Source organism: Roseateles asaccharophilus, from assembly GCF_004362405.1.
GTDB classification, from domain to species: domain Bacteria; phylum Pseudomonadota; class Gammaproteobacteria; order Burkholderiales; family Burkholderiaceae_C; genus Kinneretia; species Kinneretia asaccharophila.
Window position 1 is genome coordinate 90,438 of sequence record NZ_SNXE01000008.1, and the last position, 24,851, is coordinate 115,288.

General features: G+C 66.9%; 20 protein-coding genes and 1 tRNA gene. 11 read left to right on the plus strand and 10 right to left on the minus strand.

All coding sequences use genetic code 11. The annotated features are described in order from the left end of the window. Positions 1 to 92: 92 nt before the first annotated feature. The 5 genes from DFR39_RS15940 to DFR39_RS15960 all read right to left on the minus strand — a co-directional run bounded on the left by DFR39_RS15940 (position 93) and on the right by DFR39_RS15960 (position 7,660). A complete protein-coding gene (locus DFR39_RS15940) occupies positions 93 to 608 on the minus strand; it encodes a YgjV family protein (RefSeq protein WP_133604735.1) in 516 nt (171 codons plus the stop codon). Positions 609 to 648: 40 nt separating this feature from the next. After that, positions 649 to 2,253, minus strand: a complete 1,605-nt coding sequence (locus DFR39_RS15945) for a family 43 glycosylhydrolase (RefSeq protein WP_133604737.1) — start codon at positions 2,251 to 2,253, stop codon at positions 649 to 651. Next, on the minus strand, positions 2,250 to 4,277 hold the full coding sequence (locus DFR39_RS15950; RefSeq protein WP_133604739.1) for a GDSL-type esterase/lipase family protein: 2,028 nt from the start codon (positions 4,275 to 4,277) through the stop codon (positions 2,250 to 2,252). Before DFR39_RS15950 ends, DFR39_RS15945 begins: the two co-directional genes overlap by 4 nt. A 2-nt stretch (positions 4,278 to 4,279) precedes the next feature. Then, complete coding sequence (locus tag DFR39_RS15955) at positions 4,280 to 7,141, minus strand: TonB-dependent receptor (RefSeq protein WP_133604741.1); 2,862 nt, start codon at positions 7,139 to 7,141, stop codon at positions 4,280 to 4,282. 162 nt (positions 7,142 to 7,303) lie between these two features. Beyond that, the gene (locus DFR39_RS15960; protein ID WP_133604743.1) at positions 7,304 to 7,660 is read right to left on the minus strand and encodes a cupin domain-containing protein; all 357 of its coding nucleotides are present in this window, start codon (positions 7,658 to 7,660) and stop codon (positions 7,304 to 7,306) included. Positions 7,661 to 7,894: 234 nt separating this feature from the next. Between DFR39_RS15960 and kduI the strand changes: the two genes are divergently transcribed. The 9 genes from kduI (at position 7,895) to kdgR (ending at position 18,475) form a co-directional block, all read left to right on the plus strand. Next, positions 7,895 to 8,731, plus strand: a complete 837-nt coding sequence (kduI, locus tag DFR39_RS15965) for a 5-dehydro-4-deoxy-D-glucuronate isomerase (RefSeq protein ID WP_133604745.1) — start codon at positions 7,895 to 7,897, stop codon at positions 8,729 to 8,731. A 17-nt stretch (positions 8,732 to 8,748) separates the two neighbouring features. Then, complete coding sequence (gene kduD / locus DFR39_RS15970) at positions 8,749 to 9,510, plus strand: 2-dehydro-3-deoxy-D-gluconate 5-dehydrogenase KduD (protein ID WP_133604747.1); 762 nt, start codon at positions 8,749 to 8,751, stop codon at positions 9,508 to 9,510. 141 nt (positions 9,511 to 9,651) lie between these two features. Then, positions 9,652 to 10,539 carry a carbohydrate ABC transporter permease gene (locus tag DFR39_RS15975; RefSeq protein ID WP_133604749.1) on the plus strand — a complete coding sequence of 296 codons (888 nt, stop codon included), beginning with the start codon at positions 9,652 to 9,654 and terminating at the stop codon, positions 10,537 to 10,539. After that, positions 10,536 to 11,498 carry a carbohydrate ABC transporter permease gene (locus DFR39_RS15980; protein ID WP_133604750.1) on the plus strand — a complete coding sequence of 321 codons (963 nt, stop codon included), beginning with the start codon at positions 10,536 to 10,538 and terminating at the stop codon, positions 11,496 to 11,498. The genes DFR39_RS15975 and DFR39_RS15980 overlap by 4 nt, the downstream gene beginning before the upstream one ends. A 30-nt stretch (positions 11,499 to 11,528) precedes the next feature. Then, the gene (locus DFR39_RS15985) at positions 11,529 to 12,659 is read left to right on the plus strand and encodes an ABC transporter ATP-binding protein (protein ID WP_133604752.1); all 1,131 of its coding nucleotides are present in this window, start codon (positions 11,529 to 11,531) and stop codon (positions 12,657 to 12,659) included. A gap of 139 nt (positions 12,660 to 12,798) precedes the next feature. Next, entirely contained in the window at positions 12,799 to 14,085 is a 1,287-nt protein-coding gene (locus DFR39_RS15990) for an ABC transporter substrate-binding protein (RefSeq protein WP_133604754.1), read from the plus strand. A gap of 4 nt (positions 14,086 to 14,089) precedes the next feature. Next, positions 14,090 to 15,253: an oligogalacturonate lyase family protein gene (locus DFR39_RS15995; protein ID WP_133604756.1), complete on the plus strand. Its 1,164-nt coding sequence runs from the start codon at positions 14,090 to 14,092 to the stop codon at positions 15,251 to 15,253. Continuing rightward, entirely contained in the window at positions 15,250 to 17,631 is a 2,382-nt protein-coding gene (locus DFR39_RS16000; RefSeq protein WP_133604758.1) for a pectinesterase family protein, read from the plus strand. Before DFR39_RS15995 ends, DFR39_RS16000 begins: the two co-directional genes overlap by 4 nt. Positions 17,632 to 17,659: 28 nt before the next feature. Then, complete coding sequence (kdgR, locus tag DFR39_RS16005; RefSeq protein ID WP_133604760.1) at positions 17,660 to 18,475, plus strand: DNA-binding transcriptional regulator KdgR; 816 nt, start codon at positions 17,660 to 17,662, stop codon at positions 18,473 to 18,475. A gap of 96 nt (positions 18,476 to 18,571) precedes the next feature. On the opposite strand, the gene DFR39_RS16010 is transcribed toward kdgR, so the two are convergent. Beyond that, positions 18,572 to 18,889 carry a DMT family transporter gene (locus DFR39_RS16010; RefSeq protein WP_133604762.1) on the minus strand — a complete coding sequence of 106 codons (318 nt, stop codon included), beginning with the start codon at positions 18,887 to 18,889 and terminating at the stop codon, positions 18,572 to 18,574. Positions 18,890 to 19,903: 1,014 nt separating this feature from the next. On the opposite strand from DFR39_RS16010, the gene DFR39_RS16015 reads away from it, so the two are divergent. Continuing rightward, positions 19,904 to 21,085 (plus strand): hypothetical protein, encoded by a 1,182-nt coding sequence (locus DFR39_RS16015; protein WP_133604764.1) that lies wholly within the window; start codon positions 19,904 to 19,906, stop codon positions 21,083 to 21,085. Positions 21,086 to 21,547: 462 nt separating this feature from the next. Here the strand turns inward: DFR39_RS16015 and DFR39_RS16020 are convergent. Beyond that, positions 21,548 to 21,623 (minus strand) — tRNA-Ala (locus DFR39_RS16020). 185 nt (positions 21,624 to 21,808) lie between these two features. On the opposite strand from DFR39_RS16020, the gene DFR39_RS16025 reads away from it, so the two are divergent. Continuing rightward, the gene (locus DFR39_RS16025; protein ID WP_162849557.1) at positions 21,809 to 22,684 is read left to right on the plus strand and encodes an alpha/beta hydrolase; all 876 of its coding nucleotides are present in this window, start codon (positions 21,809 to 21,811) and stop codon (positions 22,682 to 22,684) included. A gap of 13 nt (positions 22,685 to 22,697) precedes the next feature. Here the strand turns inward: DFR39_RS16025 and DFR39_RS16030 are convergent, their stop codons facing one another. The 3 genes from DFR39_RS16030 to mnmH all read right to left on the minus strand — a co-directional run bounded on the left by DFR39_RS16030 (position 22,698) and on the right by mnmH (position 24,851). Then, positions 22,698 to 22,916 carry a DUF2788 domain-containing protein gene (locus DFR39_RS16030; RefSeq protein WP_133604768.1) on the minus strand — a complete coding sequence of 73 codons (219 nt, stop codon included), beginning with the start codon at positions 22,914 to 22,916 and terminating at the stop codon, positions 22,698 to 22,700. Beyond that, the gene (locus tag DFR39_RS16035; RefSeq protein WP_133604770.1) at positions 22,916 to 23,698 is read right to left on the minus strand and encodes a DUF2189 domain-containing protein; all 783 of its coding nucleotides are present in this window, start codon (positions 23,696 to 23,698) and stop codon (positions 22,916 to 22,918) included. Before DFR39_RS16035 ends, DFR39_RS16030 begins: the two co-directional genes overlap by 1 nt. Positions 23,699 to 23,792: 94 nt before the next feature. Continuing rightward, a complete protein-coding gene (mnmH, locus tag DFR39_RS16040) occupies positions 23,793 to 24,851 on the minus strand; it encodes a tRNA 2-selenouridine(34) synthase MnmH (protein WP_133604772.1) in 1,059 nt (352 codons plus the stop codon).

The following is a 24,851-nucleotide window of genomic DNA, read 5'->3' on the forward strand; positions in this document are numbered from 1 at the left end:
CAGAGGTGCGCAGTCTCGGCCGCCGGCTGGATACCGTCATGATCGGTCCATGACCAATTCCTGATCATCGGATTCCCGGCATGCAAGCGTCCCTAGGATGAACGCCGCTGCCGGCGCCACAGGCGTGAGATGGTCCACAGATTCATGCTGAGCAGGCTGGCTTCCAGCAGCACGCCACCCACCGAGCCGACGCAGACATTGTTCACGAGCCAGAGCGTGGTGCCCACCAGCATCAGCATGCGCATGGCCAGACCGTGGAGGAAGAACAGGGAGAACGTGCCGATGCAGGAGGCCAGAATGGGCAGCATGGACAGCCAGCCGCTGTACAGCGCGTAGCCCATTCCGAGGCCCAGGGCGATGAAGAAGACGCCGACCGCTGGGCGGCGCCAGCGTATGGCCGCCATGGAGCGTGCCAGCGAGACCAGGCTGCTGGCAGCCGCGCTCGGGTGTCCCAGCATGGCGAAGTGCAGGGCATAGGCCAGGCACTCCAGGGCCATGAACAGCTTGAAGCGCCGGTCATCGGTCTGCCCGAAGCACAACAGGCCCAGCAGGAAGGCGGCATATCCCGCCAGCTGCGCCGGCGAGAGCAGATCCGTGATCGTGGGCATGGATTCGGCGTTGCGAGGGCCCAAGGCCGGCGCAGAGCGTTCAGTCGAGGGCCTGGTAGCGGAGCTTGGAAAAGCGCACGCGCCCCTGGCCCGCGGCGTAGAGGGCCGGCCGCAGGCTCATGAAACCGCCCGCAACATTGTGGTGATAGCCCGAGACCTCCATCTGCGTGCCGTACTTCCGCCAGCCGGACTCGCCCTCATGTCGGGTATGCAGGGTCAGGATGTGCTCCCTCAGGGTCAGGCGCATGCGCAGACGCCGGCCCTGGCCCGGGAGCAGGGAACCCCGTCGCTGATCCTGACCATAGCGATGCAGCCAGAAGCCCTGCTTGTCGACGCCCAGCCCGGCGTAGAGCTTGTCGTTGTAGAACAGGATCAGGCCGGCGCGGGCCTGTGGGTCCAAGTCCATGTCCACCTCGACCTGGAAGTGGCGATCGCCGCTCACAAAGCACAGCGGTGCGCCATTGCCGGGCCCGTCTCCCCGGCCCGCCAAGCTGAGCTGGCCCTGGCCAACCCGCAGGCGTTGCGCGTCCAGTGCGTCACCGCGGAAGAAGCTCCATTGCGGACCCAGGCTGGGTGCGTCGAAGTCATCGGAAAGCGCCATGCCATGTGGAACGGCCTCACCGCCGGCCGGCATGGGCAGGGCGGATCCTGCGTCCGCCAGCGGACTTCGATACCAGCCATCCGCCGTCCATTCGATGGGTTCCAGCAGGGTCTGCCGCCCCAGATTGCGGTAGCCGTTCTCGTAGCCGTGCAGCATCATGTACCAGTCACCGGGGCGCGGTCCCTCCACCAAAGTGCCATGGCCGCGGGACCACCAGGCTTCGCTGATATGACGGGTGCGAAGAATGGGGTTGTAGGGCGAGTTCTCCCAGGGCCCGTCCAGGGTTCGTGCGCGAGCATGGACCACCATATGGCCGGTGGGCGGTCCTGCCGTGCCGCCCAGAGCCGTGGTCATATGCCACCAGCCGCGGTGCCAGAGCATCTTGGGACCTTCCTGGGCGAAGCCCTCCACATCCCAGTCCTCGGGGTACTGCCAGCCCTCGTACACCTTCTCCAAGGGACCGACGGTCCGCAGCCCATCGTCGCTCAGGCGCACGCGCAAGCCGGCACTGAGGAACAGGAAACGCCGGCCCTGTGCATCCACCGCATGGCCGGGGTCGATCTTGTCGATACCCAGCGCCTGGGGCTTGGACCAAGGCCCCCGGATGTCGCCGGCGTGCATGACCCAGATGTCGTTGCCCCGGGGGTGTTTGGTCGGGATATAGAGGTAATAGCGTCCGGCATGCTTGATGAGCTCCGGTGCCCAGACACTGCCCAGATACTCGTGCAAGGCATGGCCCAGGGCTTGCCAGTTCACCAGATCACGTGAGTGCCAGATCAGCAGGCCCGGGTTTGCCTCGAAGGAGGAGTGGGTCATGTAGTAGTCGCGCCCATCCTTGAGCACCGTGGGGTCGGGGCGATCCCCGGCCAGCACCGGATTGAGGTAGCGCCCAGTCCCCAGATCCGCGCGGCGCTGTCCCTCGTGTCCCCGGGCCCAGACCAGGGGAGGGCGGGGCGTAGGCAAGGCGGTGCAGCCGGCCAGCAGGCCACTTCCCAGACCCCCGCTGGCGAGCAAGAGCCTTCGGCGCGAGATCGCTGGGCTCATGGCTTGGGGTCCCGATGCAAGGATGTCCAGCCGGCCTTCGGGCTCATATCCCGCAAGTCCCAGGCCGCCGCATCGAAGGGGCGGCTGCGCGGCGCGTGGCGTGGAAAGCCGCTGGACTGGGTTTCGCTGTCGATGATCTGGCCGCGCCCCTCGAGCACATCGGACAGCAGCTTGGCGTCAATCGGGTCCCGGTCCCAGGGCCGCGCGCCCGCCGTGTGCAGGATGCGGTCCTCGAGTTGGCGGGCGGGCAGGGCCTGCAGCCGGGGCGGGAGGTAGGCCGGGCGCGCCGCATCGCCCGCCGGCAGGATCTGCGCCGCTCCAGCGCTGTAGCGGCCGGTCAGGGGGACCGCAGCCCCCTGGCGATCATGGGCCAGGTTGTCGGCCAGGTAGAGCTCCACATCCCCTTGTCCGCCCAGGCTGAAGAGCGGCGTATCGGCCGGGGTGTCCGGTCCATGGCGCAGCACATTGCCCACCAGGGCGATCTTGCCGGTCTGATACGGCTGCCCCTGCCACTCATTGCCCAGCAGGTTGTAGTGGGCGGCGCGCGGGCCCGGGTTGTAGATCAGGTTGTTGACCATGGCCGCCTGGACGCCGCCCTTGAAGAGGGCATTGCGCTCGCGGTTGCTCGCATAGACATTGCCCAGCAGCAGCACGGCGCTGGCGTTGTCATGGATCAGGCTGCCCTTGGAGTGCTCGCCCTTGGCATGCACGCTATTGGACAGACCTTCGAAGATCAGATTGTTGCTGTAGGTGATGTGGTGCGAGGTCGCGAGCCGCCAGGCCGCCGGATCGGGGCCCTGAAAGCGCGGACCGCCGACGGAGAGGTTCTCGTCGGTGGCCCAGGACAGGCTGCAGTGGTCCACGATCACATGGTGGGCGCCCGCCTGGGTGCCGATGCCATCGTGATCATGGCCGCTGCGCGGTGCGCGTCCGTAGGCACCTGGGCGCACGCTGAGGTGCTGGATGATGACATCGTGGGCGCGTACGGCGATCCCGCCCTTGATGAGGCTGATGCCCGGCGCGGGCGCGGTCTGGCCGGCAATGGTGATGAAGGGGTGGACGATCTGCAGCTCACGCCCCCCGAGGTCGATCACGCCGCCCACCTCGAACACCACGATGCGCGGCCCCTTGGCCTCTAGGGCCGCGCGCAGTGAGCCCGGCCCCTGGTCGGCCAGCGTGCTGACCTTGATGATGCGTCCGCCCCGCCCACCCAAGGTGCCCACCGCCCAGCCCGCATGGGTGTGGGTGTGGGGGTTCAGCGGCGGCGCGAGCGCTGTGTCCGCGCTCGCCAGCGCGGGGGCCGGTATCTGCTCGCAGTCTGGCGCAGCGCTTCTGGGCAGGTCCAAGCCCGGCAGCTTGCGCGCGACTTCGGCGGACAGCAGGGCGGCGAAGAAGCAGGCGCCGCGGGCGCCCAGGTGAGTGTGGTCATAGCCGGGCTGGCCCGGCGCGGCCTGGGCCAGGGTCGGCGCGGCCGCCTCGCCCAGGGTCTGCAGCAGCTCAGCGCTGAGCCTGTGCAGGTCCAGCAGGGGAACATCCAGCTCCTGGGCGACGCCCCGCATGGCCTGAGCCCAGGGTTGCAGATCGTCCTGCAGCAGGCCCTGGCTGAACTGGCGCCGGCGCAAGGGCGTGACCAGCACAGGCTGCGCCTTGAGCGCGCGCACGTCCTCGACGTAGCGCGCCAGATTGGCGGGATATTCGCGTTGCAGGTCGGTGGAGCGGCCGGGCTTGCCCGGCTGGTCGTTGTGCCCGAACTGGATCAGCACCCAGGCCGGCGAGGCCTCGGGGCGCGCGCGCAGCCGGGCCAGGGCCCGCTCCCACAAGCCCTCGGCGCGGTAGCTGGCGCTGCTGCGCCCGCCGCGACCCAGGTTCAGGCACAGGGCGGCGGGCTCCAGGCGCTCGCAGAGCGCGTCGCCATAGCCCGTTTGCGGGGCCATGGTGCTGTCGCCCACGAGCAGCACGGTGGGCGGCTCGGCCCAAGCCGGCCCCGCTGCCAGCAGCAGGGTCGCCAGCGCGAGGTGTCGCATGCTCAGAACTTGTAGCGGGCGCCGAACAGGAACTCCCGACCGGTGACGTTGTAGACCACAGGGCTGTTGCGGCTGCGGCTGACGAACTGGTCCTTGGCACGGTTGTTCAGATTGGTACCTTCGAAGGTGAAGGTCAGGCGGTCATCCCACTCGTAGCTGAGCGACATGTCCACATTCAAGGCGGCATTGGTGCCCTCCACATCGTTGTTGTTCTGCCCCGGGACACGAGTCAGGAAGGCCGAGCGGTAGGAGGTGGACAGGCGCGCGCTGAAGCGACCGTCGTCGTAGTAGATCGACACGTTGGCCGAGCGGGGGGACAGCCCGATCAAGTTGTCCACGATCGAGGCATTGCCTGCCGCGCTGTCGCGATAGGCGACGTTCGACTTCACATAGGTGTAGTTGAACTGCATGCCCGTGTTGCTCAGGACGCCGGGCAGGAACTTGAAGGGCTGCTGCCAGTTCAACTCGATGCCCTTGAGCGAACCGCCCTCGGTATTGATCGGCGTGGTGATCGCGTAGACCGTGTCGGCGTTCTGCGAGTTCGGCAGCGAGGACAACGGCAGGCCGGTATCGCCGTAGCGCGTGCTGCCGCGCAGGCTCTGGATATAGGTGTCGATGTCCTTGTAGAACAGGCCGACGCCCAGGAAGCCTTCTTTGCTGAAGTACCACTCGCCGTTGAAGTCCAGCGTCTTGGCACGGTAGGGCTTGAGCGTGGGATTGCCCGCCGTGATGGTCTGGTTGGCCGTGTTCAGGGACATGCCCGGGTTCAGGTCATTCAGGCGCGGACGGGCCATGACCTTGGCCGCTGCAGCGCGCAAGATCAGCTCGCGCGACAGATTCAGGGCCACGTTCAAGGACGGCAGAACATCGGTGTAGCTCTGCGCCTCCTGGGTGGGCGTGCCATTGCCCACCGAATCAAAACCGGACGCCGTCTGCGAGGTGCGCACATAGCGAACGCCGACGTTGCCGCGCAGCGGCAGCGATGACACCCGCTCGCTGAAGTCCAGCATCACATACGCGCCTTCGTCCTTCTCGCTTGCGCCGAAGTTGTTGCCCCGGGCGCTGCCATTGCTGATGGACGTCAGCCGGAAGTCGCCCGGCCCGCCGGCTGGACCGCTCTTGAGGCAGTTGCAATAGATGTCGTAAGCCGCGGCGATGGCGCCGAGGTTGGGAATGATCCAGCTCGTCGGCACGCCGGCCGGCAGGTTCAGTCCCTTGCCGAATCCCGTCAGCGTGGTCGTCAGGCTGCTGGCAGCGACACCGCTTGGGGGCGCATACATCAGGGCCTCATTCGTGCGGCGCGACTCGAAGGTGTCGAAGACGAAGCGCTTGTAGCTCATCCCCGCCTTCAGGGTGTAGCGATCGGGCACCAGATCCCAGCTCAGATCGACTTGACCGTTGTCATTGCGATTGGTCGCGCCCAGGGGGCGGATGCGAATCTCGCTGCTCACCAGGGTGGCCGGCACCGTCGCGGCACCGGCTGCGGCGGTGACGAATCCCAGGCCGCCGGGGCTCAGCTCGGTGACGGAAATCGGATAGCTGATCACGGGCAGGCGGCTGTTGCCGCTGAAATCTATCGTGTAGCCATTGACGTTGTTGGCGTCCAGCGTGGTGGTGGTCTGCACCGGGTTGCGGAAGCGGCTCTTGCCCTGACCCAGCTTGACGCTCATGCGCAGGGTGTCGCTGAAGTCGTGCTCCAGGCTCAGCGTCGGCTGCACGAACTCGGTGGAGAGCTCGTCGAACCGGGACTCCGAGCGGATGTCCACGCCGTTGTACACACCGCGCACCAGCTCCCCGGAGGCGTCGTAGACGGACTGCAAGACGCTGGTCTGGGGCTTGCCGTTGGTGCCGGTGCGACTGAAGGAAATGGCCTGCAGGAAGTCTTCCTGGCGGGTGGCCTCGAGCTTGGCGTACATCAGGTCAGCCGACACCAGGGTGTTCTCACCGGGCCGGAACTGGAACGAGCTGGTGACGCCGAGCCGGCTCTGGTCATGCGTCAGCCGGCCATAGCGCGGCAGGCGCGGATGGAAGTTGGCCGCATTGTTGGAGGCGGCCAAGGCGGCCGGATCGGAGCCTGCCGTGGCAAACAAGCCCTGGCTGCTCACCCCATTGGCCCAGCGAACCGTGGAGAAACCCTCCTCCAGCACCTTGCGCTCGGAATAGGCCACGGACATCAGTGCCCCGAACCGGCGGCTTTCGTCCGTGAACGAGACCAGGCCCGCAACACGCGGCGTGGTCTTGCCCGACAGATCGTTGTAGCGCCCCTGCGCGGAGGCCGTCGCCGTCCAACCGCGCTTGAAGTCAAAGGGGCGCCCGGTCTGCAGATCAACCGTGGCGCCCAGCGAGCCCTCATCGACATCCGCTGAAGCACTCTTGCGGACCGTGATGCTGCTGAACAGCTCGGAGGCAAAGACATTGAAGTCAAAGCCGCGTGAGCGGTTGGCCCCGCCCGAGCTGTCCGTACCGCCGGTGGTGGCCAAAGCCTCAAGGCCATTGATGCGCACACGGGTGAAGTCCGCGCCCAGGCCCCGCACGGTGATGCTCCGGCCCTCGCCCGCATCACGATCAATCACCACGCCGGGAACGCGTTGCAGCGACTCGGCCAGATTGGTGTCGGGGAACTTGCCGATGTCCTCGGCCTTGATCACGTCGACGATGCCGCGGTCCTCGCGCTTCTTGTTCAGCGCGCTTTCCAGCGAGGCGCGGAAGCCCGTGACCACCACGGTTTCCATGGCCTGGGTCTGGGGCGCGGCGGCTTGGCTCTGGGCCCCCGCCGGCGCGAAGGCGAGCAGGGTGCCGCTGCCCAGCAGGCACAGGGCGAGGGGGTTGAGGCGCGGTGCGGTGGCCCGACGGCGGCTTTGCATGATCTTGTCTCCTACGTGTTGGTCGGCGCCCCGCTCACGTGGCTGGGGCGCATCGGTTCATGTCGCGGCCCGGCTGGGTCGCGATGTCGGAGGGCGCGCGCAGGGCGCCGCGTCAGCAAGGGGACCCGCGGGCGCTGCAGTGCGGCCGCGGGCCATGAGGTTTTAGAGGTAGTCCTCGCGGCGGGGCGAGAACTGGTCCAGCAGGCTGCTGTTCGGTTCCAGGGCCCGCACGCCATGTGGGGTCAGGCGGGGGGCCACGAAGGCATCGCCGGCGCGGATCACGCGCTTGACGCCGCCCACATCGCATTCAAAGGCGCCGCTGAGGCAGAAGGCGATCTGGTCATGTGCATCGTGCGCATGCACCGTGCCCACGGCACCCTGGTCGAACTGCACCAGCACCGACATCAGCTCGGGCGTGTGGCCGACGATCTTGCGGCGGATGCCGTCGCCCAGCTCGGTCCAGGGGGTGCTGGCGTCGTCAAAGTACAGAGGGCTGCTGCTGGCAGGTGGGGTGCTCATGGGGTCTCCGCTGTCTCATGCCCGCTCGTCGGGCGCGGTGTCGCGATGGGTCGCGAGCCTCGATTTGCAGCGACTATAAGCGCGGAGATTAAAAAATGAAACGACGGTTCACTAAATAGAAACCATAATTCCGGGAAAGTTCTAGCCTGCGCTAGGCTAGCAAGCATTCGATCCAGACCGGCACACCGCTCCCCCCTTGTTTCACCCCGCTGCCGGCGCCAAGGAGACCTTTCGATGGAAATCCGCCAACCGATCCACAGCGCGCATGCCCGCACGCTGGACACCCAGGGCCTGCGTGAGCAGTTCCTGGTCGAGCAACTCTTCAAGCCCGACGAGACCACGCTGACCTACAGCCAGATCGACCGCATCATCGTGGGCGGCATCATGCCCGTGAATCAGGCGCTGAGCTTCGCGCCGGAGCTGGGCCGCCACACCGGCACCGACTTCTTTCTGCAGCGCCGCGAGCTGGGCCTGATCAATATCGGCGGCGCCGCCCGCGTCAAGGTGGACGAGCAGAGCTTCGAGATCGGGCCCCGCGAGGCGCTCTACATCGGCCAGGGCGCCCGCGCGCTGGAGTTCCGCAGCCTGGATCCGGCCCAGCCCGCCAAGCTCTACTTCAACAGCGCGCCGGCCCACACCGCCTACCCGCACCGCAAGGTGACCCTGGCCGAGGCCTCGCCCGAGACCCTGGGTTCGCCCGAGACCAGCAACCGCCGCACCATCTACAAGTTCCTGGTGCCCGATGTGCTGCCCACCTGCCAGCTGCTGATGGGCATGACCCAGCTGGAGCCCGGCAGCCTGTGGAACACCATGCCCTGCCACACGCACGACCGGCGCATGGAGGTCTACTTCTATTTCGACATGAACGAGAACGCGGTCGTGTTCCACATGCTGGGCGAGCCCAGCGAGACCCGCCACCTGGTGGTGCGCAACGAGCAGGCCGTGATCAGCCCGAGCTGGAGCATCCACTCCGGCGTGGGCACCCAGGCCTACACCTTCATCTGGGGCATGGTGGGCGAGAACCAGGTCTTCAAGGACATGGACCATGTCCCGATGAGCGCCCTGCGCTGAGCCTGGAGAACTACATCGTGATCCTTGAGAACTTCAATCTGGGCGGCAAGGTCGCCATCGTCACCGGCTGCAACACCGGTCTGGGGCAGGGCATGGCCCGCGCTCTGGCCCAGGCGGGCGCCGACATCGTGGGCGTCAATGTGTCCGAGCCCAGCGAGACCCGCGCCGAGGTCGAGGGCCTGGGCCGGCGCTTTCTGGACCTGCGCGCCAATCTGTCCGACATCAGCTGCATCGAAGGCCTGATTGCCGAGGCCAAGGCCTGGGGCGGGCGCGTGGACATCCTGGTCAACAACGCCGGCATCATCCGTCGCGAAGACGCGATCAAGTTCAGCGAGAAGGACTGGGACGATGTCATCGACCTGAACCTGAAGACGGTGTTCTTCTTCTCCCAGGCCGTGGCGCGTCAGTACCTCTCGCAGGGCGGCGGCGGCAAGATCATCAATGTGGCCTCCATGCTGTCCTACCAGGGCGGGGTGCGCGTGCCGTCCTACACCGCCAGCAAGAGCGGCGTCATGGGCATCACCCGGCTGATGGCCAATGAATGGGCCCAGCACGGCATCAATGTGAATGCCATCGCGCCCGGCTATATGGCCACCAACAACACCGCGGCCCTGCGCGCCGACGAGGGCCGCAACACGGCCATCCTGGAGCGCATTCCGGCCGGTCGCTGGGGCGTGCCTGACGATCTGGCCGGCCCGGTGGTGTTCCTGGCCTCCAAGGCCTCGGACTATGTCAACGGCTACACCGTGGCCGTGGACGGTGGCTGGCTGGCGAGATAAGGCCCACCCCCTACGCGTTGCGCGCGCCGAGGCCAGAGGCCTCGGCCGGCGCCAGGCACAAACCGTCCCCAGGACTGCTTGAGTCCCGGCGCCGCCCCCTCAAGGGGCGCCCCCAAGAATCACCGACGGAGACACGGTGACATGTACGAGAACAAAAAACTGGGCTTTCTGTTCGTCCTGCCCTTTGTGCTGGGCGTGCTGCTGTTCAAGCTCACGCCCTTCGTGATGAGCTTCGCGCTCAGCTTCACGCAGTACGACCTGATCGACCCGCCCGAGTTCGTGGGGCTGCAGAACTACCAGGAACTGGCCACGGCCGATCCGCTGTTCCGCAAGTCCCTGGGCGTGACCCTGCTGTTTGCCACCCTGGCCGTGCCGCTGCGCGTGGGCTTCGCGCTCTTCATCGCCCATGTGCTGAACTTCAAGCTGCGTGGCATCAACTTCTTCCGCTCGGCCTTCTACATCCCCTCCATCCTGGGCGGCTCCATCGCGGTGGCGGTGCTGTGGCGCTTCATCTTCGCCAAGAACGGCCTGGTGAATCTGGTCCTGATCAAGCTGGGCCTGGAGCCCATCGCCTGGCTGGCGGACGAGCACTACAGCATGTGGACCATCGTGCTGCTCTTCACCTGGCAGTTCGGTTCCGCGATGGTGATCTTTCTGGCGGCGCTGCAGAACGTCTCGATCTCGCTCTACGAGGCGGCCGAGTGCGACGGCGCCAGCAAATGGCAGCAGTTCTGGAAGATCACCGTGCCCCTGATCACCCCGGTGATCTTCTTCAACATGATCATGCAGATGGTGCACGCCTTTCAGGAGTTCAACGGGCCCTATGCCATCACCGAGGGCGGGCCGCTGAGCTCTACCTATGTGCTGGCGCTCTACATCTATGACCAGAGCTTCCGCTTCTTCAATCTGGGCTATGGCGCGGCGCTGAGTTGGGTGCTCTTTGCCCTGGTGGGCGGCCTGGCCTTGTTCTCCTTCTGGAGCTCCAAGTACTGGGTGTTCTATTCGGGCGAGAAGGAGGTGAAGCGATGAGCCGACCTCTCGACACCAAGGCCGAAGTGGCGGGCCGAGCGCCGGGCCGCTCCCAAGCCGGCCCGCATCCCCTCGGGGGATCGACCGACGTAGCCGTCGGGCGAGGGGCCCGCCTGGTGCTGGGCCGCGACCGCGGCAATGCCTGGCTGCGCTATCTCGCGCTGATCGCGGTGGCCGTGCTCATGCTCTACCCCCTGCTGTGGCTGGTGGGGGCGTCATTCAAGAGCAACGCCGAGATCTTCACCGAGGTGGGTTTCTGGCCCAGCCGCTTTGATTTCGGCGCCTATGCCAAGGGCTGGAAGACCAGCACCGAGTACACCTTCGCCACCTATTTCCTGAACAGCTTCCTGATCACCATACCGCGCATCATCGTCACGGTGATCTCCTGCGTGCTGGTGGCCTATGCCTTCGCGCGCTTCGAGTTCTGGGGCAAGAAGTTCCTCTTCAGCATCATGATCGCCACCATGATGCTGCCCCTGATCGTGCTGCGTCTGCCCCAGTACCTGGTGTTCCGCGAGATCGGCTGGCTGGACAGCTACCTGCCCCTGATCATCCCGTCCGCCTTCGCCACCGACACCTTCTTCGTGTTCATGCTGGTGCAGTTTCTGCGCGGCATTCCGCGCGATATGGAAGAGGCCGCCCAGATCGACGGCTGCAACGCCCTGCAAATGCTCTGGCACATCATCGTGCCCCTGCTCAAGCCGGCCATCATCTCGGTGATCGTGTTTCAGTTCATCTGGACCATGAACGACTTCATGGGCCCGCTGATCTACCTGGCCTCGGTGGAGAAATACCCGGTCTCGCTGGCGCTGAAGATGAGCATCGGCGCCACCGAGGAGGTGGAGTGGGCCAATGTGATCGCGATCTCGGTCGTGGCCCTCATTCCCTCGGTGCTGGTGTTCTTTGCGGCGCAGAAGCACTTCATCGAAGGTGCCACCAGCAGCGGCGTCAAAGGCTGACGAAGAAAAGATTAGGACGGAGACAAGAACGTGGCACGACTGAGCCTCAACAAGATAGAAAAGGTCTACCCCAACGGCTTCAAGGCCGTGCATGGCGTGGACCTGGAAGTACGCGACGGCGAGTTCATGGTGTTTGTCGGCCCCTCGGGCTGCGCCAAGAGCACCCTGCTGCGCATGATTGCCGGGCTGGAGAGCATCAGCGGTGGCGAGCTCAAGATCGGCGAGAAGACCGTCAACGAGCTGGCGCCAAAGCAGCGCGGCATCGCCATGGTGTTCCAGAACTATGCGCTCTACCCGCATATGAAGGTCTACGACAACCTGGCCTTCGGTCTGAAGCTGGCGCACACGCCCAAGGCCGAGGTGGACCAGCGCGTGCGCCAGGCCGCCAAGCTCCTGGAGATGGAGCATCTGCTGGACCGCTATCCCAAGCAGCTCAGCGGCGGCCAGGCCCAGCGCGTGGCCGTGGGCCGGGCCATCGTCAAGAAGCCCGATGTGTTCCTGTTTGACGAGCCCCTGTCCAATCTGGACGCCAAGCTGCGCGCCAGCATGCGCGTGCGCCTGACCGAGCTGCACCGCACCCTGCGCGAGTCGGGCCAGCCCGCCACCACCGTCTACGTGACCCACGACCAGGTGGAGGCCATGACCATGGGCGAACGCATCTGCGTGCTCAAGGAAGGCGTGATCCAGCAGGTGGACACGCCCACCGCGCTGTACGACCGCCCGGCCAATGCCTTTGTGGCCAGCTTCATCGGCTCGCCCGAGATGAACATCCATGACGCGCGCCTGCAGGCCCTGGACGATGGCCTGGCCGTGCTGCTGGGCGGCCAGGTTCTGCCCCTGCCGGCGGCCAAGGCGGCCAGGCTGCAGGGCCGCCCGGCCGCGGCGGCCTCCATCAAGTTCGGCCTACGGCCCGAGCATGTCTCGGTGCTGCCGCGCCCGGGCGCCACCCAGGTGCAGGGCAGGCTGCGTTTCACCGAGCACATGGGCAGCGAGATCTTTGTGCACTTCGATATTGGCGATGTGCCCATGAGTGCCCGCGTGCCGGCCGATCAGCTGGGCGACCTGGCCGAGCAGCCGCGCGGCACGCCGCATGCCTTCTGGCTGCAGCTGGCCCAGGCCCATGTCTTCGATGCCGCCAGCGGCGCCAATCTCCTGCTGTGAAAAAAACACCCCCTACCGGCTCCGCCGGCCCCCTCAAGGGGGCGCATCCGCAGGCCCGGCAAAGCCGGATCCTCGGACGCCGCTTGGCTCGAGCGGCTGCTTGCGTCGCATGTGCCGCTAAGCCGCATGGAGAACTGACTTGCTAGATCGACGACATCTCCTGCTGGGCGCCGCCGCGCTGCCCCTGGCTGCGTATGCCCAGGCCCCCACCGTGCTGCGTTTCTCCTGGTGGGGCGGCGCGGCGCGCCATGAGGCCACGCTCAAGGCCATCGCCCTGTTCGAGCGCCGCCATCCCGGCGTGAAGATCAAGGCCGAGTACATGGGCTTCAACGGCTATCTGGAGCGGCTGACCACCCAGATCGCCGGCCGCTCCGAGCCGGACGTGATGCAGATCAACTGGGCCTGGCTGGCCATGTTCAGCAAGCGCGGCAATGGCTTCACCGATCTCGAGGCCCACCGGCAAGACCTGGCCCTGCACCAGTTCGAGGCCGAGGATCTGGCCATGGGCCGCGTGGCGGGCAAGCTCAATGCCCTGCCGGTGTCCTACAGCGCCCGCGTCATGCTCTGGAACGAGGCCGCCTTCCAGCGCGCCGGCCTGGCCTTGCCGCGCAGCTGGGACGAGCTCTTTGCCGCCGGCCCGGTGTTCCGCGCCAAGTATGGCGACAAGGCCTACCCCATCGATGGCGAGCTCTACGACATGATTCTGCTGGCCCAGAGCTGGGTGCAGCAGAAGTACGGCACGCCCTATGTGGACCCCACGGCGCCGCGCGTGGCCATGAGCCCGGCCGCGGCCCTGGAATGGGTGCAGGTCTACGAGCGCCTGGTGAACGAGCATGTGGCCGTGCCGCTGCCGCTGCGCGCGGCCCTGGGTGGCGCCGAGAAGCCCACCGAGCAGCAGCAGGACTGGGTGCAAGGCCGCTGGGCCGGCAACTACACCTGGGACTCGGTGATCGCGCTGCGCAACTCCACCCTGGACAAGCAGCAGAAGCTGGTGCTGGGCGAGTTCCCCACCCTGCCGGGCGCGAAAAACAGCGGCATGTTCGGCCGCCCCACGCTGATGTATGCCGTGGGCCGCAACAGCCGCCAGCCGGCCCTGGCCGCGCGCTTCATCAACTTCCTGCTGACCGACCCGGAGGCCGCCCAGTTGCTGGGCCGCACCCGCGGCCTGCCGGCCGCCAAGAACAGCTTCGAGCTGCTGCAGCAGGCCGGCAAGCTGCCGCCGCTGGAGCTGGCGGCCTATGAGCAGATCCAGGCCCAGCGCCGGGCGGGCCGCGTGCCCATGCCCTCGCCGCTGTTCGAGCATGCGCGGCTGCACAAGTTTATGCGCGAGGTCTTCGAGACCGTCGCCTACCGCAAGACCACGGCCGAGGCCGCTGCCAAGCGCCTGGTCGACGAGGGCAATGCCCTGCTCAACCGCATCAAGTGAAGCCATGAAGCGCACCGAACGCCAGCTCAAGTTCCTCAGCCGCCAGGACCCCGACACCGGCGCCCGCGTCACCCGCCTCACGCCCCTGGACGTGACCTGCCACCGCAACTACTTCTATCAGAAGTGCTTCAGCAATGACGGCAGCAAGCTGCTCTTTGCCGGTGGCTTCGACCATCCGGCCGGCAAGGACTGGAACTACCACCTGCTCGATCTGCAGAACCAGGTGGCGCTGCAGCTGACGGACCAGCCGGGTGAGAACAGCTTTGGCGGCTTTCTCTCGCCGGACGATAGATATCTGTACTTCGTGCGCCAGGAGCGCCGGCTGATCCGCCTGAGTCTGGCCGATCTCAGCGAGGAGGTGGTCTACACCGTGCCCGAGGGCTGGGTGGGCTATGGCACCTGGGTCAGCAACAGCGCCTGTACCAAGATGGTGGGCATCGAGATCCATGCCGACGATTGGTTCCCGCTCAACACCTGGCAAAAGTTCAATGAGATGTTCCACCAGAAGCCGCGCTGCCGGCTCTTCAGCGTGGACCTGGCCACCGGCGAGCGCCGCGTGATCCTGGAGCAGCGCGGCTGGCTGGGCCATCCGCAGTACCGCCCCTTTGACGACAACACCGTGGCCTATTGCCACGAGGGGCCGCACGACCTGATCGATGCGCGCATGTGGTTCATCAACGAGGACGGCACCAACCGCCGCTGCGGCAAGGAACACGCGCCGGGCGAGAGCTGCACCCATGAGTTCTGGGTGCCGGACGGCAGTGCCATGATCTATGTGAGCTACAAGCACGAGGCGCCCGAGCGCTGGATCTACAGCCTGGATCCGGTCACGCTGGAGAACAAGCTGCTCACCGCGATGCCGCAGTGCTCGCACCTGATGAGCAACCATGACGGCAGCCTGATCGTGGGCGATGGCTGCGGGCCGGCCACCGGCGACGCCAGCGCCAGCAACGAGATGCTCACGGGCGACCCCTATCTGCATCTCTTCGACCTCAAGGCCGGCACCACCCGCCCGATTGCCCGCCACGACAGCAGCTGGGGCGTCTACAAGGACAGCCGCCAGGTCACGCATCCGCACCCCAGCTTCACGCCCGACGAGAAGCAGGTGCTCTACAGCTGCGACGCCGAAGGCGAGCCGGCGCTGTACCTGGCCGATCTGCCGGCATGAGGCGAGCCGCGCTGGCGCTCTGCCTGCTGACCACGGCACTGAGCACACAGGCCCAGGCCCTGCTGCGGCCGCAGCTGACGGCCGAGCAGGCCGCGCGCCATCAGGCGGCAGACTATCTGCAGGGCTGGCAGCCGCAGCCGCTGGACCCCAGCGCCTGGCGGCCGGACTGGATCGTCGCGGCCGATGGCAGCGGCACGCACCGCACGGTGCAGGCCGCGCTCGATGCCCTGCCGGCCGCCGAGGCCGCCAAGGCCGGGGCGGCCGGGGAGGGGCGGCGGCGCTACATCCTCGTCAAGCCCGGCGTGTACCGCGAGCCCCTGTGTGCCCGCGGCAAGGCGCCGTTCACGCTCTACGGCGACCCGACCGCGCCGCGGCCCACCCTGGTGGAGGGGCGTTACAGCGCCCAGCCCAAGCCCGTGGGGCAGGCGGTGAATGCCTGCGTGGGCGCGGCCGAGGCTGCGAGCTACGGCACGGCCGGCAGCGCCAGCGTGGCCCTGATCGGCGAGGGCATCCAGCTGCTGCACCTGCGCATCGTCAATGACGCGATGGACGGTGTGCGCCTGGGCCAGGGCTATCCACCTGGCGCGGGTGAGCGCGGCGGCGCCCAGGCCGTGGCCCTGCTGCTGCAGGGCGACCGCCACCAGCTGCAGCAGCTGGAGCTGCTGGGCCACCAGGACACCTTCTGCGTGGCCCGCGAGGCCCAGCGTCCCGGGCCGGCCCGCGTCCATGTGCGCGACAGCCTGATCGCCGGCGATGTGGATTTCATCTTCGGCAATGCCAGCCTGGTGATCGAGGGCGGCACCGTGCTCAGCCGCGCCGGCCGCCGTGCGCCGGGCGAGCCCGGCCATGTGCTGGCGCCCAGCACCCTGACGAGCGAGCCCTACGGCTTTTTGCTCAGCGGCGTGCGCATGCGGGCCGAGCCCGGCCTGCGGGACGGCAGCGCCTCCCTGGGCCGCGCCTGGGACCAGGGCGTGAAGCCCGGCAGCTGGCGCGCCGATCTGCCGGAGGGCACACGGCCCAATGGCCAGGCCCTGATCCGCGACAGCGAGCTGGGCCCGCATCTGGGGCCCTGGGCGGCCAGCACCGCGCGCCGCCCTTTCGAGGCCGGCGTCAACCGCCTGAGCGAATTCAACAACCGCGCCGCTCCGCGCGACTGGGGCCGCGAACGCCTGGCGCTGGACGATGGCTGGGCCGCGGCCGAGGGCGGCACCACGGGCGGCAGCGCGGCGGCGCCCGAGGATGTGTACGAGGTCCACAACCGCGCCGAGCTGGAGCGGGCGCTGGCGGCGGGCAGCCGGCCCAAGATCATCCGCCTGCACCGCCGCATCGACCTCAGCCGCGACGCGCAGGACCGGCCGTTGGGCTATGAGGACTACCGCGACCCGGACTTCGACTTCCAGGCCTATGTGCAGACCTTTGACCCCGCGCGCTGGGGCCGGCGTCCGCCCGAGGGCCCGCTGGAAGAGGCGCGCAAGCGCTCGGTGCGGCGCCAGGCCGAGCGCGTGGTGCTGCGCCTGCCCTCCAACACCACCCTGATCGGCGTGGGCCCGGAGGCCGGCTTCATCAACGGCATGGTGCTGCTGGAGCGGGTGCAGAACCTGATCCTGCGCGGCCTGCATTTCGCCGATGCCTACGACTTCTTCCCCGCCTGGGACCCGAATGACAACGCGGCGGGCGAGTGGAACTCGGAGTACGACACCCTGTCCTTGCGCGGCGCCCGCCATGTGTGGATCGACCACTGCAGCTTTGACGACGGCCCGCGCGTGGACGGCCAGGCCCGCGTGGCCCTGGGCCGCCCCCTGCAGCATCACGACGGGCTGCTGGACATCACCCAGCAGTCCGATCTGGTCACCGTGTCCTGGAACCGCTTCAGCCGCCACGACAAGACCACCCTGGTGGGCGGCAGCGACGCCCACCGCCAGGACGAGGGCCGGCTGCGCGTGACTTTCCATCACAACCTCTGGGAGGCGGTGAAGGAACGCACGCCGCGGGTGCGCTACGGCCAGGTCCATCTCTACAACAACCTCTTCGTGGGCCGCAGCGCCGCGGCCGGCGGCGGGGACTATGCCTATGGCTACTCCATCGGCGTGGGCCTGCGTTCGCGCATCGTGAGCGAGGCCAATGTCTTCGAGACCTCGTCCGACATCCCCAGCCGCCAGCTCGTGCGCCTGCTCAAGGGTCAGGGCTTGCGCGACAGCGGCTCTGCGCACAACGGCCGGCCCATCGATCTGCTGGCCCTGCTGCGCGAGGCCCATCCCGAGGCCGCGTTGATCGAAGAGCCGGGCTGGAGCCCGCTGCTGCGCGGCCCGCTGGACCCCGCCGAGGCCGTGGCGCAGCGGGTGCGTGCCGGCGCCGGTGCAATAATCCAGTCCAATTGAAACGCCAGACCAAACAAAGCGAAACGGCATGGACGACGATCTGAACGAGGGCGGTAAACAACAGCCCGAATCGGTGGCGGCGGTGCTCAAGGTTTTCGCCATCCTGCAGGCCCTGTCCGAGCAGCGCGATACCGGCATCTCCGATCTGTCGGTGCGTCTGGCCATGCCCAAGGCCACGGTCTACCGCTTTCTGCAGACCATGAAGACCCTGGGCTATGTCAGCCAGGAGAGCGACAGCGAGCGCTACGGCCTGACCATGAAGGCCTTCGAGCTCGGCGCCAAGGCCTTGCAATACCCCGATCTGGTGGAGCTGGCCAAGCACCATATGCAGATGCTGGCCGACGCCACCGGCGAGACCGTGCACCTGGGCACCCTGATCGACTCCGAGATCATCTATGTGCACAAGGTGGACTCGCGCCATATGCTGGGCATGTACTCCCGCGTGGGTCGGCGCGCGCCCATCCACTGCACGGCCATCGGCAAGGTGCTGATGGCCTGGGAGCATCCCGAGCGGCGCCAGCGCGTGCTGCAGGGCGCGGAGTTCAAGCGCTTTCGCGACAAGACCATCGTCGAGCCCGCGGCCTTTGCCGCCGAGCTGGAACGCGTCAAGGCCCAGGGCTTTGGCGAGGACCGCGAGGAGTTCGACGACCACATCCGCTGCCTGGGTGTGCCCATCTTCGACCGCCTGGGCCAGCCCATCGCCGGCATGAGCGTGAGCTTTCCCACCTTCCGCTACGACGAGGCCAAGGCCCCCGAGGTGGTGAAGATGCTGCAGGACGCCAGCCGCGATATCTCGGCCCGCCTGGGTTGCAGCAAGTTCCCGCTTGATAGCAAGGCTGGCTAGGCCTCGTTTCCATCGCCAGCCCAGACAGGCCTGGCACGCCGCCGGCGCCAGCATGGCGCTTGGCGGCGCCACGAGGCCGCGTTTGGGGCAAGGACGTCAGTGCGCCAGTTTCAAGGTGGCCACACCGGCCACGATGAGCAGCACGCCGATATAGCGCATCAGCGTGCCCGGATCGCCATAGACCAGGACGCCCACCAGGAAGGTGCCCGCCGCACCGATGCCGGTCCAGACGGCGTAGGCCGTGCCCATGGGAATATGGCGCTGGGCAAGCCACAGAAAAAATCCGCTGCCCGCCATGAAGGCCACGGCAATCGCGATGCCCGACCACCGTGTCTGCGGCTCCTGCGCCATCTTCAAGCCCACGGGCCAGCCAATTTCAAGCAGACCCGCCAGAACCAGATAAATCCAACTCATCCCAAGCACCTTCCTGATTGGCCTGCGGCGCTGGCCGCTGGCGTTGCGGCGATCCTATGCCGCCAAACATGGCGTCGCCCCGGACATTCTCGGTGTTCTGTCGCCGAGAACGGTTCAGCAAGCCGAGGCCTGCATCCCAAAGGGCCTGAGCAACTCCGCGACTCGGCCCGTCCTGCACAAGCCAACGAATGCGGCGTTGAAGCGCTCCGCCATATCGGCCGTGACCCGTGCTCGACTCAGGCCAAAGGAGTAGGCCATGCGCACGACCACGCCCGCAAGCTGAATTTCACGCAGGGCGTGCTGGGCGATTCACTAGGCGATGAGGCCGCGTGGGCCAGCTTGAGCGACCGTAGGGCCTCAAAGAGCGTTTAGCCGTTCGCCTGAGGGTGTCTGCCAAGCCGAAGGTCAAGGTGTGTTCAGTGAAGACATGCCGGGCATTCGACTGACCTGACATCGAAATGCGCCTAGGCGAGAATCTGCGCATGGAGCAAATGAAGCCACCCTACAAGGTCCGGACGTGGGTCCGCGTGCTTGCCGCCATCGTCGTACTTCTCAGCTGTGTGGCTGTGGTCAATAACGTCCTGGTAGCACTTCACGAGAACCACTGGCCTCTGACCCTAGGTGAGGTCCCGGACTTGGTCCTTTCTGCAGGCCTGCTGACCTTGTTCGCCTGGGTGGCAGCCACTGGGCGGGTGCCGCGATGGACCAGTCGCTGGTTGGCACAAGACATGAATCGCATGCGTGCACCTGCACGTCGTTCGCGATGAATTGCGCGGACGCATAGCGTCCATACAAAGCAGTCGATCACCGACCACAGCCCCCATCGATGGCTGCGTCTCCAACGCCGTTAAGTCAATTCTGGTCCCTCGAGCCGAGCCGAGCCGAGCCGGGGCTCGCGAGCGACTCCTTGCGCCTGCCCAGCCGGCTGCCGCAAACACGAAGCCCGCCCTGCGATGTCGCTAGACTGTAGCGATCGGTCTTCTCTCGCCCCTTGCCAGCGATCGACACCCGCCTATGGACACTCCGCCCCTGCTTTGCGCACCATCCTTCGTCGACGCCGAACAGGTCGTCGCCGAGCCCTTGCGCTTCAAAGCCCGGCTGGCGATTGGCGAGGATGCCTATACCTCGCTGCGCATGATCAACCGCACCCGCGAGGTGTGGGATGTGCTGGGCGCTGCTGGCGCAGGTGCGGCGGTGGCCAAGACCGGCATGGTGGCGGGACTGCTGGGGGCATCGGCCACGCCGATCGGATGGGTGGCGCTGGCGGCACTGGCTTCCGGTGGCGCCTGCTACGGCATGTACCGGCTGCTGGGCAACACCAAGGGCGAGCGGGTCATCGAGATCCCCAAGTACCTCAACACGCCGCTGGACACCTTGGGCTTGGCGATCTTCGACATGATTGCGCCGCTCGCGCTTCGGCTGGCTGCGGTCGATGGCGAGATCGAGGCCGCGGAACGCGCATTCCTGATTCGCTATCTCGTCGATGACTGGGGCATGAATCGGCGTTTCGTTGAGCAGGCCGTGGCAGCCGTCGAGCCGCGGCTGATGGAGGGCTCGATCGAGTCGATGGCGGCGGAGGCCGCCGAGTTCTTGCATCTGAACCCGGATTGCAAGCACCAGGCCATTGCCAAGGATCTGGGCGCTTTTCTGCGCGCGATGCTGGAAACCGGTGGGCCGCTGAGTGAGGCCGAAGAGCAGGCGCTTGCCACTACGGTGCAACTGGTCGCCACCGCGCCACCGGGCGAGATGGCTGAGGCCTGGGCGCGGGCCATGACGCTTGCTGGCGCCGGCGCCGGGCAGGTGAAAACCGTGCTCACCGATGCGACCGGCTGGGCGCTGGAGCGCTTGCCCAGCGAAGAACGGATCAAGGCCGGTGCGAGTGAAGCTGCGACGCGGGCCTATGTTGCCGCACGGCAAGCGACCGACTGGACCCGAGATCAGCTGCCGAGTGGTGATCAGGTGAAAGTGGTCATGGGCGAAGCAAGCGCGCAGGCTCTCGCGGCAGCCCGCAAGGCTGCGGCATTGACGCGCGAGCGCTTGCCGAGCGCGGAACAGGTGAAGACGCAAGCGGCCGAGGTCGCTGGCTTGGCCGCCGAGCGTACGGCCGATGTGGCGAAGAGGGGGCTGGCCTGGGCGCAAGAAAAGGTGGCGGTTCGCTTGCCCAAACGGGACAAAGAGCCGCCTGGCGGCCAATAGGATCAAGCTACGGTCGATCGCGTCCTGCCCGGTCGCCGAGTTTGCCGTCGACAGTCGCTGATCAGGGTGCTTTCTGCGCCTGAGTGGCCGCTTTCGGGCACGCACGCGAACTGACACTTCTGGCCGGTTCCATGGGTTGCTGATCGAGCCGGAAAGCAGCTCCACAGCCCAAACGCGATGGCGTCGAGCTTGACCCAGGGCGACATCCCCAGAGGTGTATCAGCGCATCTTGTCCGGCCCTCAACTCGACGGCAGACCATCATGGGCACCCTTGCCAATGCGGCTCATCGCGAGCCTTGGAACAAGGGCAAGATCGTCGGCAGGAAGGCTCCGTTCAAGCTCAGTGATGGACTCAGACGGTGGTGTGTTCGGATGCATGAGCTTGGATGTTTGGCGGTGAGCCGGGCCCAAGTCGATCGAACAAAAGAAAAAGGCCTTGAAGATCAAGGCCTTAGAAGAGTTTGGTGGAGAGGAGGAGGATCGAACTCCCGACCTTCGCATTGCGAACGCGACGCTCTCCCAGCTGAGCTACCCCCCCACGGCGCGGGCCAGTATAGCGCTGCGAAATCGAGCTTGTGCTACCCGGTCTCATGGGAGTTACGGGTTTTCTGCCACTGCCGGCGGGCTTGGCTTTGCGACACTCGGGGCGAGCCTGGTGCCAAAACGCATGGCGTCGGTCGCACGATGCAGAGCGTCCCAGGGCTCGACTCAAGGAGGGTGTCCATGTCTGGCGCGTCGCCGCAGTGGTTCGATGAGCAGTACAACAACCGGGCTCGTGTGCCCGACAGCGCCCGCATCATGGCGCGCTGGACCGAGGCTTCGGCCCTGAGCCGGGAACTCTCGCCGCAAGCGAAGCTGGATCTGGCTTATGGCGCGGCGCCGAGTGAGCGACTGGACCTGTTTCCGGCTCAGGTCGATCAGCCCGCACCCGTCCTGGTCTTCCTGCATGGGGGCTATTGGCGAGCCCTGGACAAGTCGGACCACTCCTTCATCGCGCCCGTGTTCAGCGATGAGGGGGCCCTGGTGATCGTGCCCAACTACGCCCTCTGTCCCGCGGTGAGCATCGAGCACATCGCCCTGCAGCTCTGCCAGGCGCTGGCCTGGACCTGGCGCCATGTGGCCGATTACGGGGGCGATCCCAATCGCATCATCCTGGTCGGGCATTCGGCCGGCGGACATCTGGCGGCGATGCTGGCCTGCTGCGACTGGAAGGCCGTGGCGCGGGATCTGCCGCGGCATCTGGTCAAGGGCGTGCTGTCCATCTCGGGCTTGCATGATCTGGCGCCCATTCGTCGCACGCCTTTTCTGCAGGCCGATCTTGGCCTGGATGCGCGCGCGGTGCGACGGCTCTCGCCGGTGCATTTCCCGGCACCCCAGGCGCCCATCTACTGCGTGGTCGGCGCCCAGGAGAGCGAGGAGTTCCGGCGCCAGAATCAGTTGCTGCGCCAGGCCTGGGGCGAGAGCGTGGTGCCCCATTGCGAGGAGCTGCCGGGCCTGAATCACTTCGACATCCTGCGCGATCTGGTGGATCCGCAGGGCCGCAGTCACCAGCTGACGCGCAAGCTGCTGGATTTGCGCTGGTACAGCGCATTGCTCTGAGCCGGGGCCGGCTTCAGTGCTCCAGGCCGCCCAGGAAGTACTTGATCACGCCCTTGGCGGCATAGCCGACCAGGCCGAAACCCAGGCCCAGCAGCAGGATGAAGGTGCCGAAGCGGCCCGCCTTGGACTCGCGCGCCAGCTGGATGATGATAAATACCATATAGAGCATGAAGGCCCCGACCCCGAAGCTGAGGCCGAAGGTGGCAATCTGCTCTTCGCTGAAACCAAACATCAGAGGGCTCGCACCAGGTCGCGGTAGGCATGCCAGCTGGCATGACCCAGCAGCGGCAGCAAGGGAATCAGGCCCAGCATCAGCGTGAGCATGCCCAGCAGGCTGAGGCTCAGCAGCAGCAGGGCCCACAGGGCCACGGGCGCGGGATGCTCCATCACCACGCGCCAGCTGGTGTAGACGGCGCCCAGCACCGAGATGTCGCGATCCAGCAGCATGGGGATGGCCACCACCGTGGAGGCGAACACCGGCGCGGCCAGCAGCGCACCCAGACCCAGCCAGATCTCGAAGAGCATGCTGCGCTCATCCAGCACCACATGGCGTGCAAAGTCCAGCGGCGTGTCCACCGGCGCACTGGCCAGGGCCGTGATCAGGGAGGCAGAGGTGATGACCCAGCCGGCCCCTGCAAAGGCCAGCAGCAGGCCAAAGATCACCAAGCGGCCGCCGCGCTCGCGTTGCGGACGCCAGGCGCTGCGCACCGTGTGCCAGCCCGGGCGCTCGCCCCGCTCCAAGGCGCGGCTGATGGCATAAAAACCCGTGGCCAGAATGGGGCCGACGAGCAAAAAGGCCGAGAACGCCACGGCCAGCAGCCAGAAATGATGGCGTGCCCAAAACAGGATCAGGCCGCCCGCCAGAGCCAGCAGCAGGCCTTGCAACAGGGAAGGACCGGGGCAGGCCTTCAGATCCTGCCAGCCGCGCGCCAGCCAGCCCAGGGGGCGCAGCATGGGGATGGGGCGTACGCCAAAGGCGCGGGACTCCTGCAAGGCTTTTTCGGTGCTTCGCATCTTGGGGGGCATGCTGCCAGTGAGATCCGGTAAGGGCCTTGATGCGGGTCAAGGCTCGGGCCTGCCCGAGCTGGCTGAGGCCCAGGCCGGTGCTTCAGCCCAGTATCAGCGATCGCGCAGCGGCCCGCAGCTGGGTCTCACCACTACCCTCAAGCCGGACCGTGAGCGCCTGCGGCAAGAGCCGGTAATGTCCCTGCAGGGAGCGTTCGTAGCCGGGGTCGTAATGCTCGCGCATTAGGGCGCCAAACACCTCGGCCCAGTCGCCGGCGCGGGCCTGGGCCTGCCAGCGCCGCACGGTTTCGCGCCCGCGCAATTCCACCAGCCCGTCCAGCAGCGTGCAGAAGGCCTCGGGCGCCGCGTGGAAATGGGCGTAGTCCTGCATCAGCAGTTCCAGCCGGGCCGGCTCGGGCATTTCCACCCACAGGCAGCGGCCCTGTTCCCGCATCTGGCGGTGCAGGGTTTCGGGCACCCGCAGCTGGCCGATCTTGCGGCTTTCGCTCTCCACGTACACGGGCTTGCGGCAATCCAGGCCACGCAGCTGCTGCCAGAGCAGGGAATCAAAGGCCTTTTGGCTGGGCTGGGGTGCGCCGGGCAGGGCGCCGAGTACCGAGCCGCGGTGGCAGGCCGCGGCCTCCAGGTCCAGCACCTGGGCACCCTCGACGGCCAGGGCCTGCAGCAGGCGTGTCTTGCCACTGCCGGTGCGGCCGCACAGCACATGCAGATTCAGGCCCAGGGGCAGACGCTCCAGATCCTCGCGCACCTGCTGGCGATAGGCCTTGTAGCCGCCTTGCAGCTGGCGGGAGCGAAAGCCGATCTGGCCCAGAAACCAGTTCATGGCGCCCGATCGCTGGCCGCCGCGCCAGCAGTAGACCAGGGGGCGCCAGTGCTTGGGCTTGTCGCGCAGGGTCTCGTCCAGATGACGGGCGATATTGCGCGCCACCAGGGCGGCACCCAGCTTGCGGGCCTCGAAGGGCGACTCCTTGTAGAGCGTGCCGACGATGCGGCGCTCCTCGTTGTCCAGCACCGGCAGGCTGATCGCGCCGGGCAGATGGTCCTCGGCGTATTCGGCCGGCGAGCGCACATCGATGATGGCGTCGAACTGCGCCAGATCGGCCAGTGCGTCGGCACACTTGATCAGATGCCCCAGGCTCAT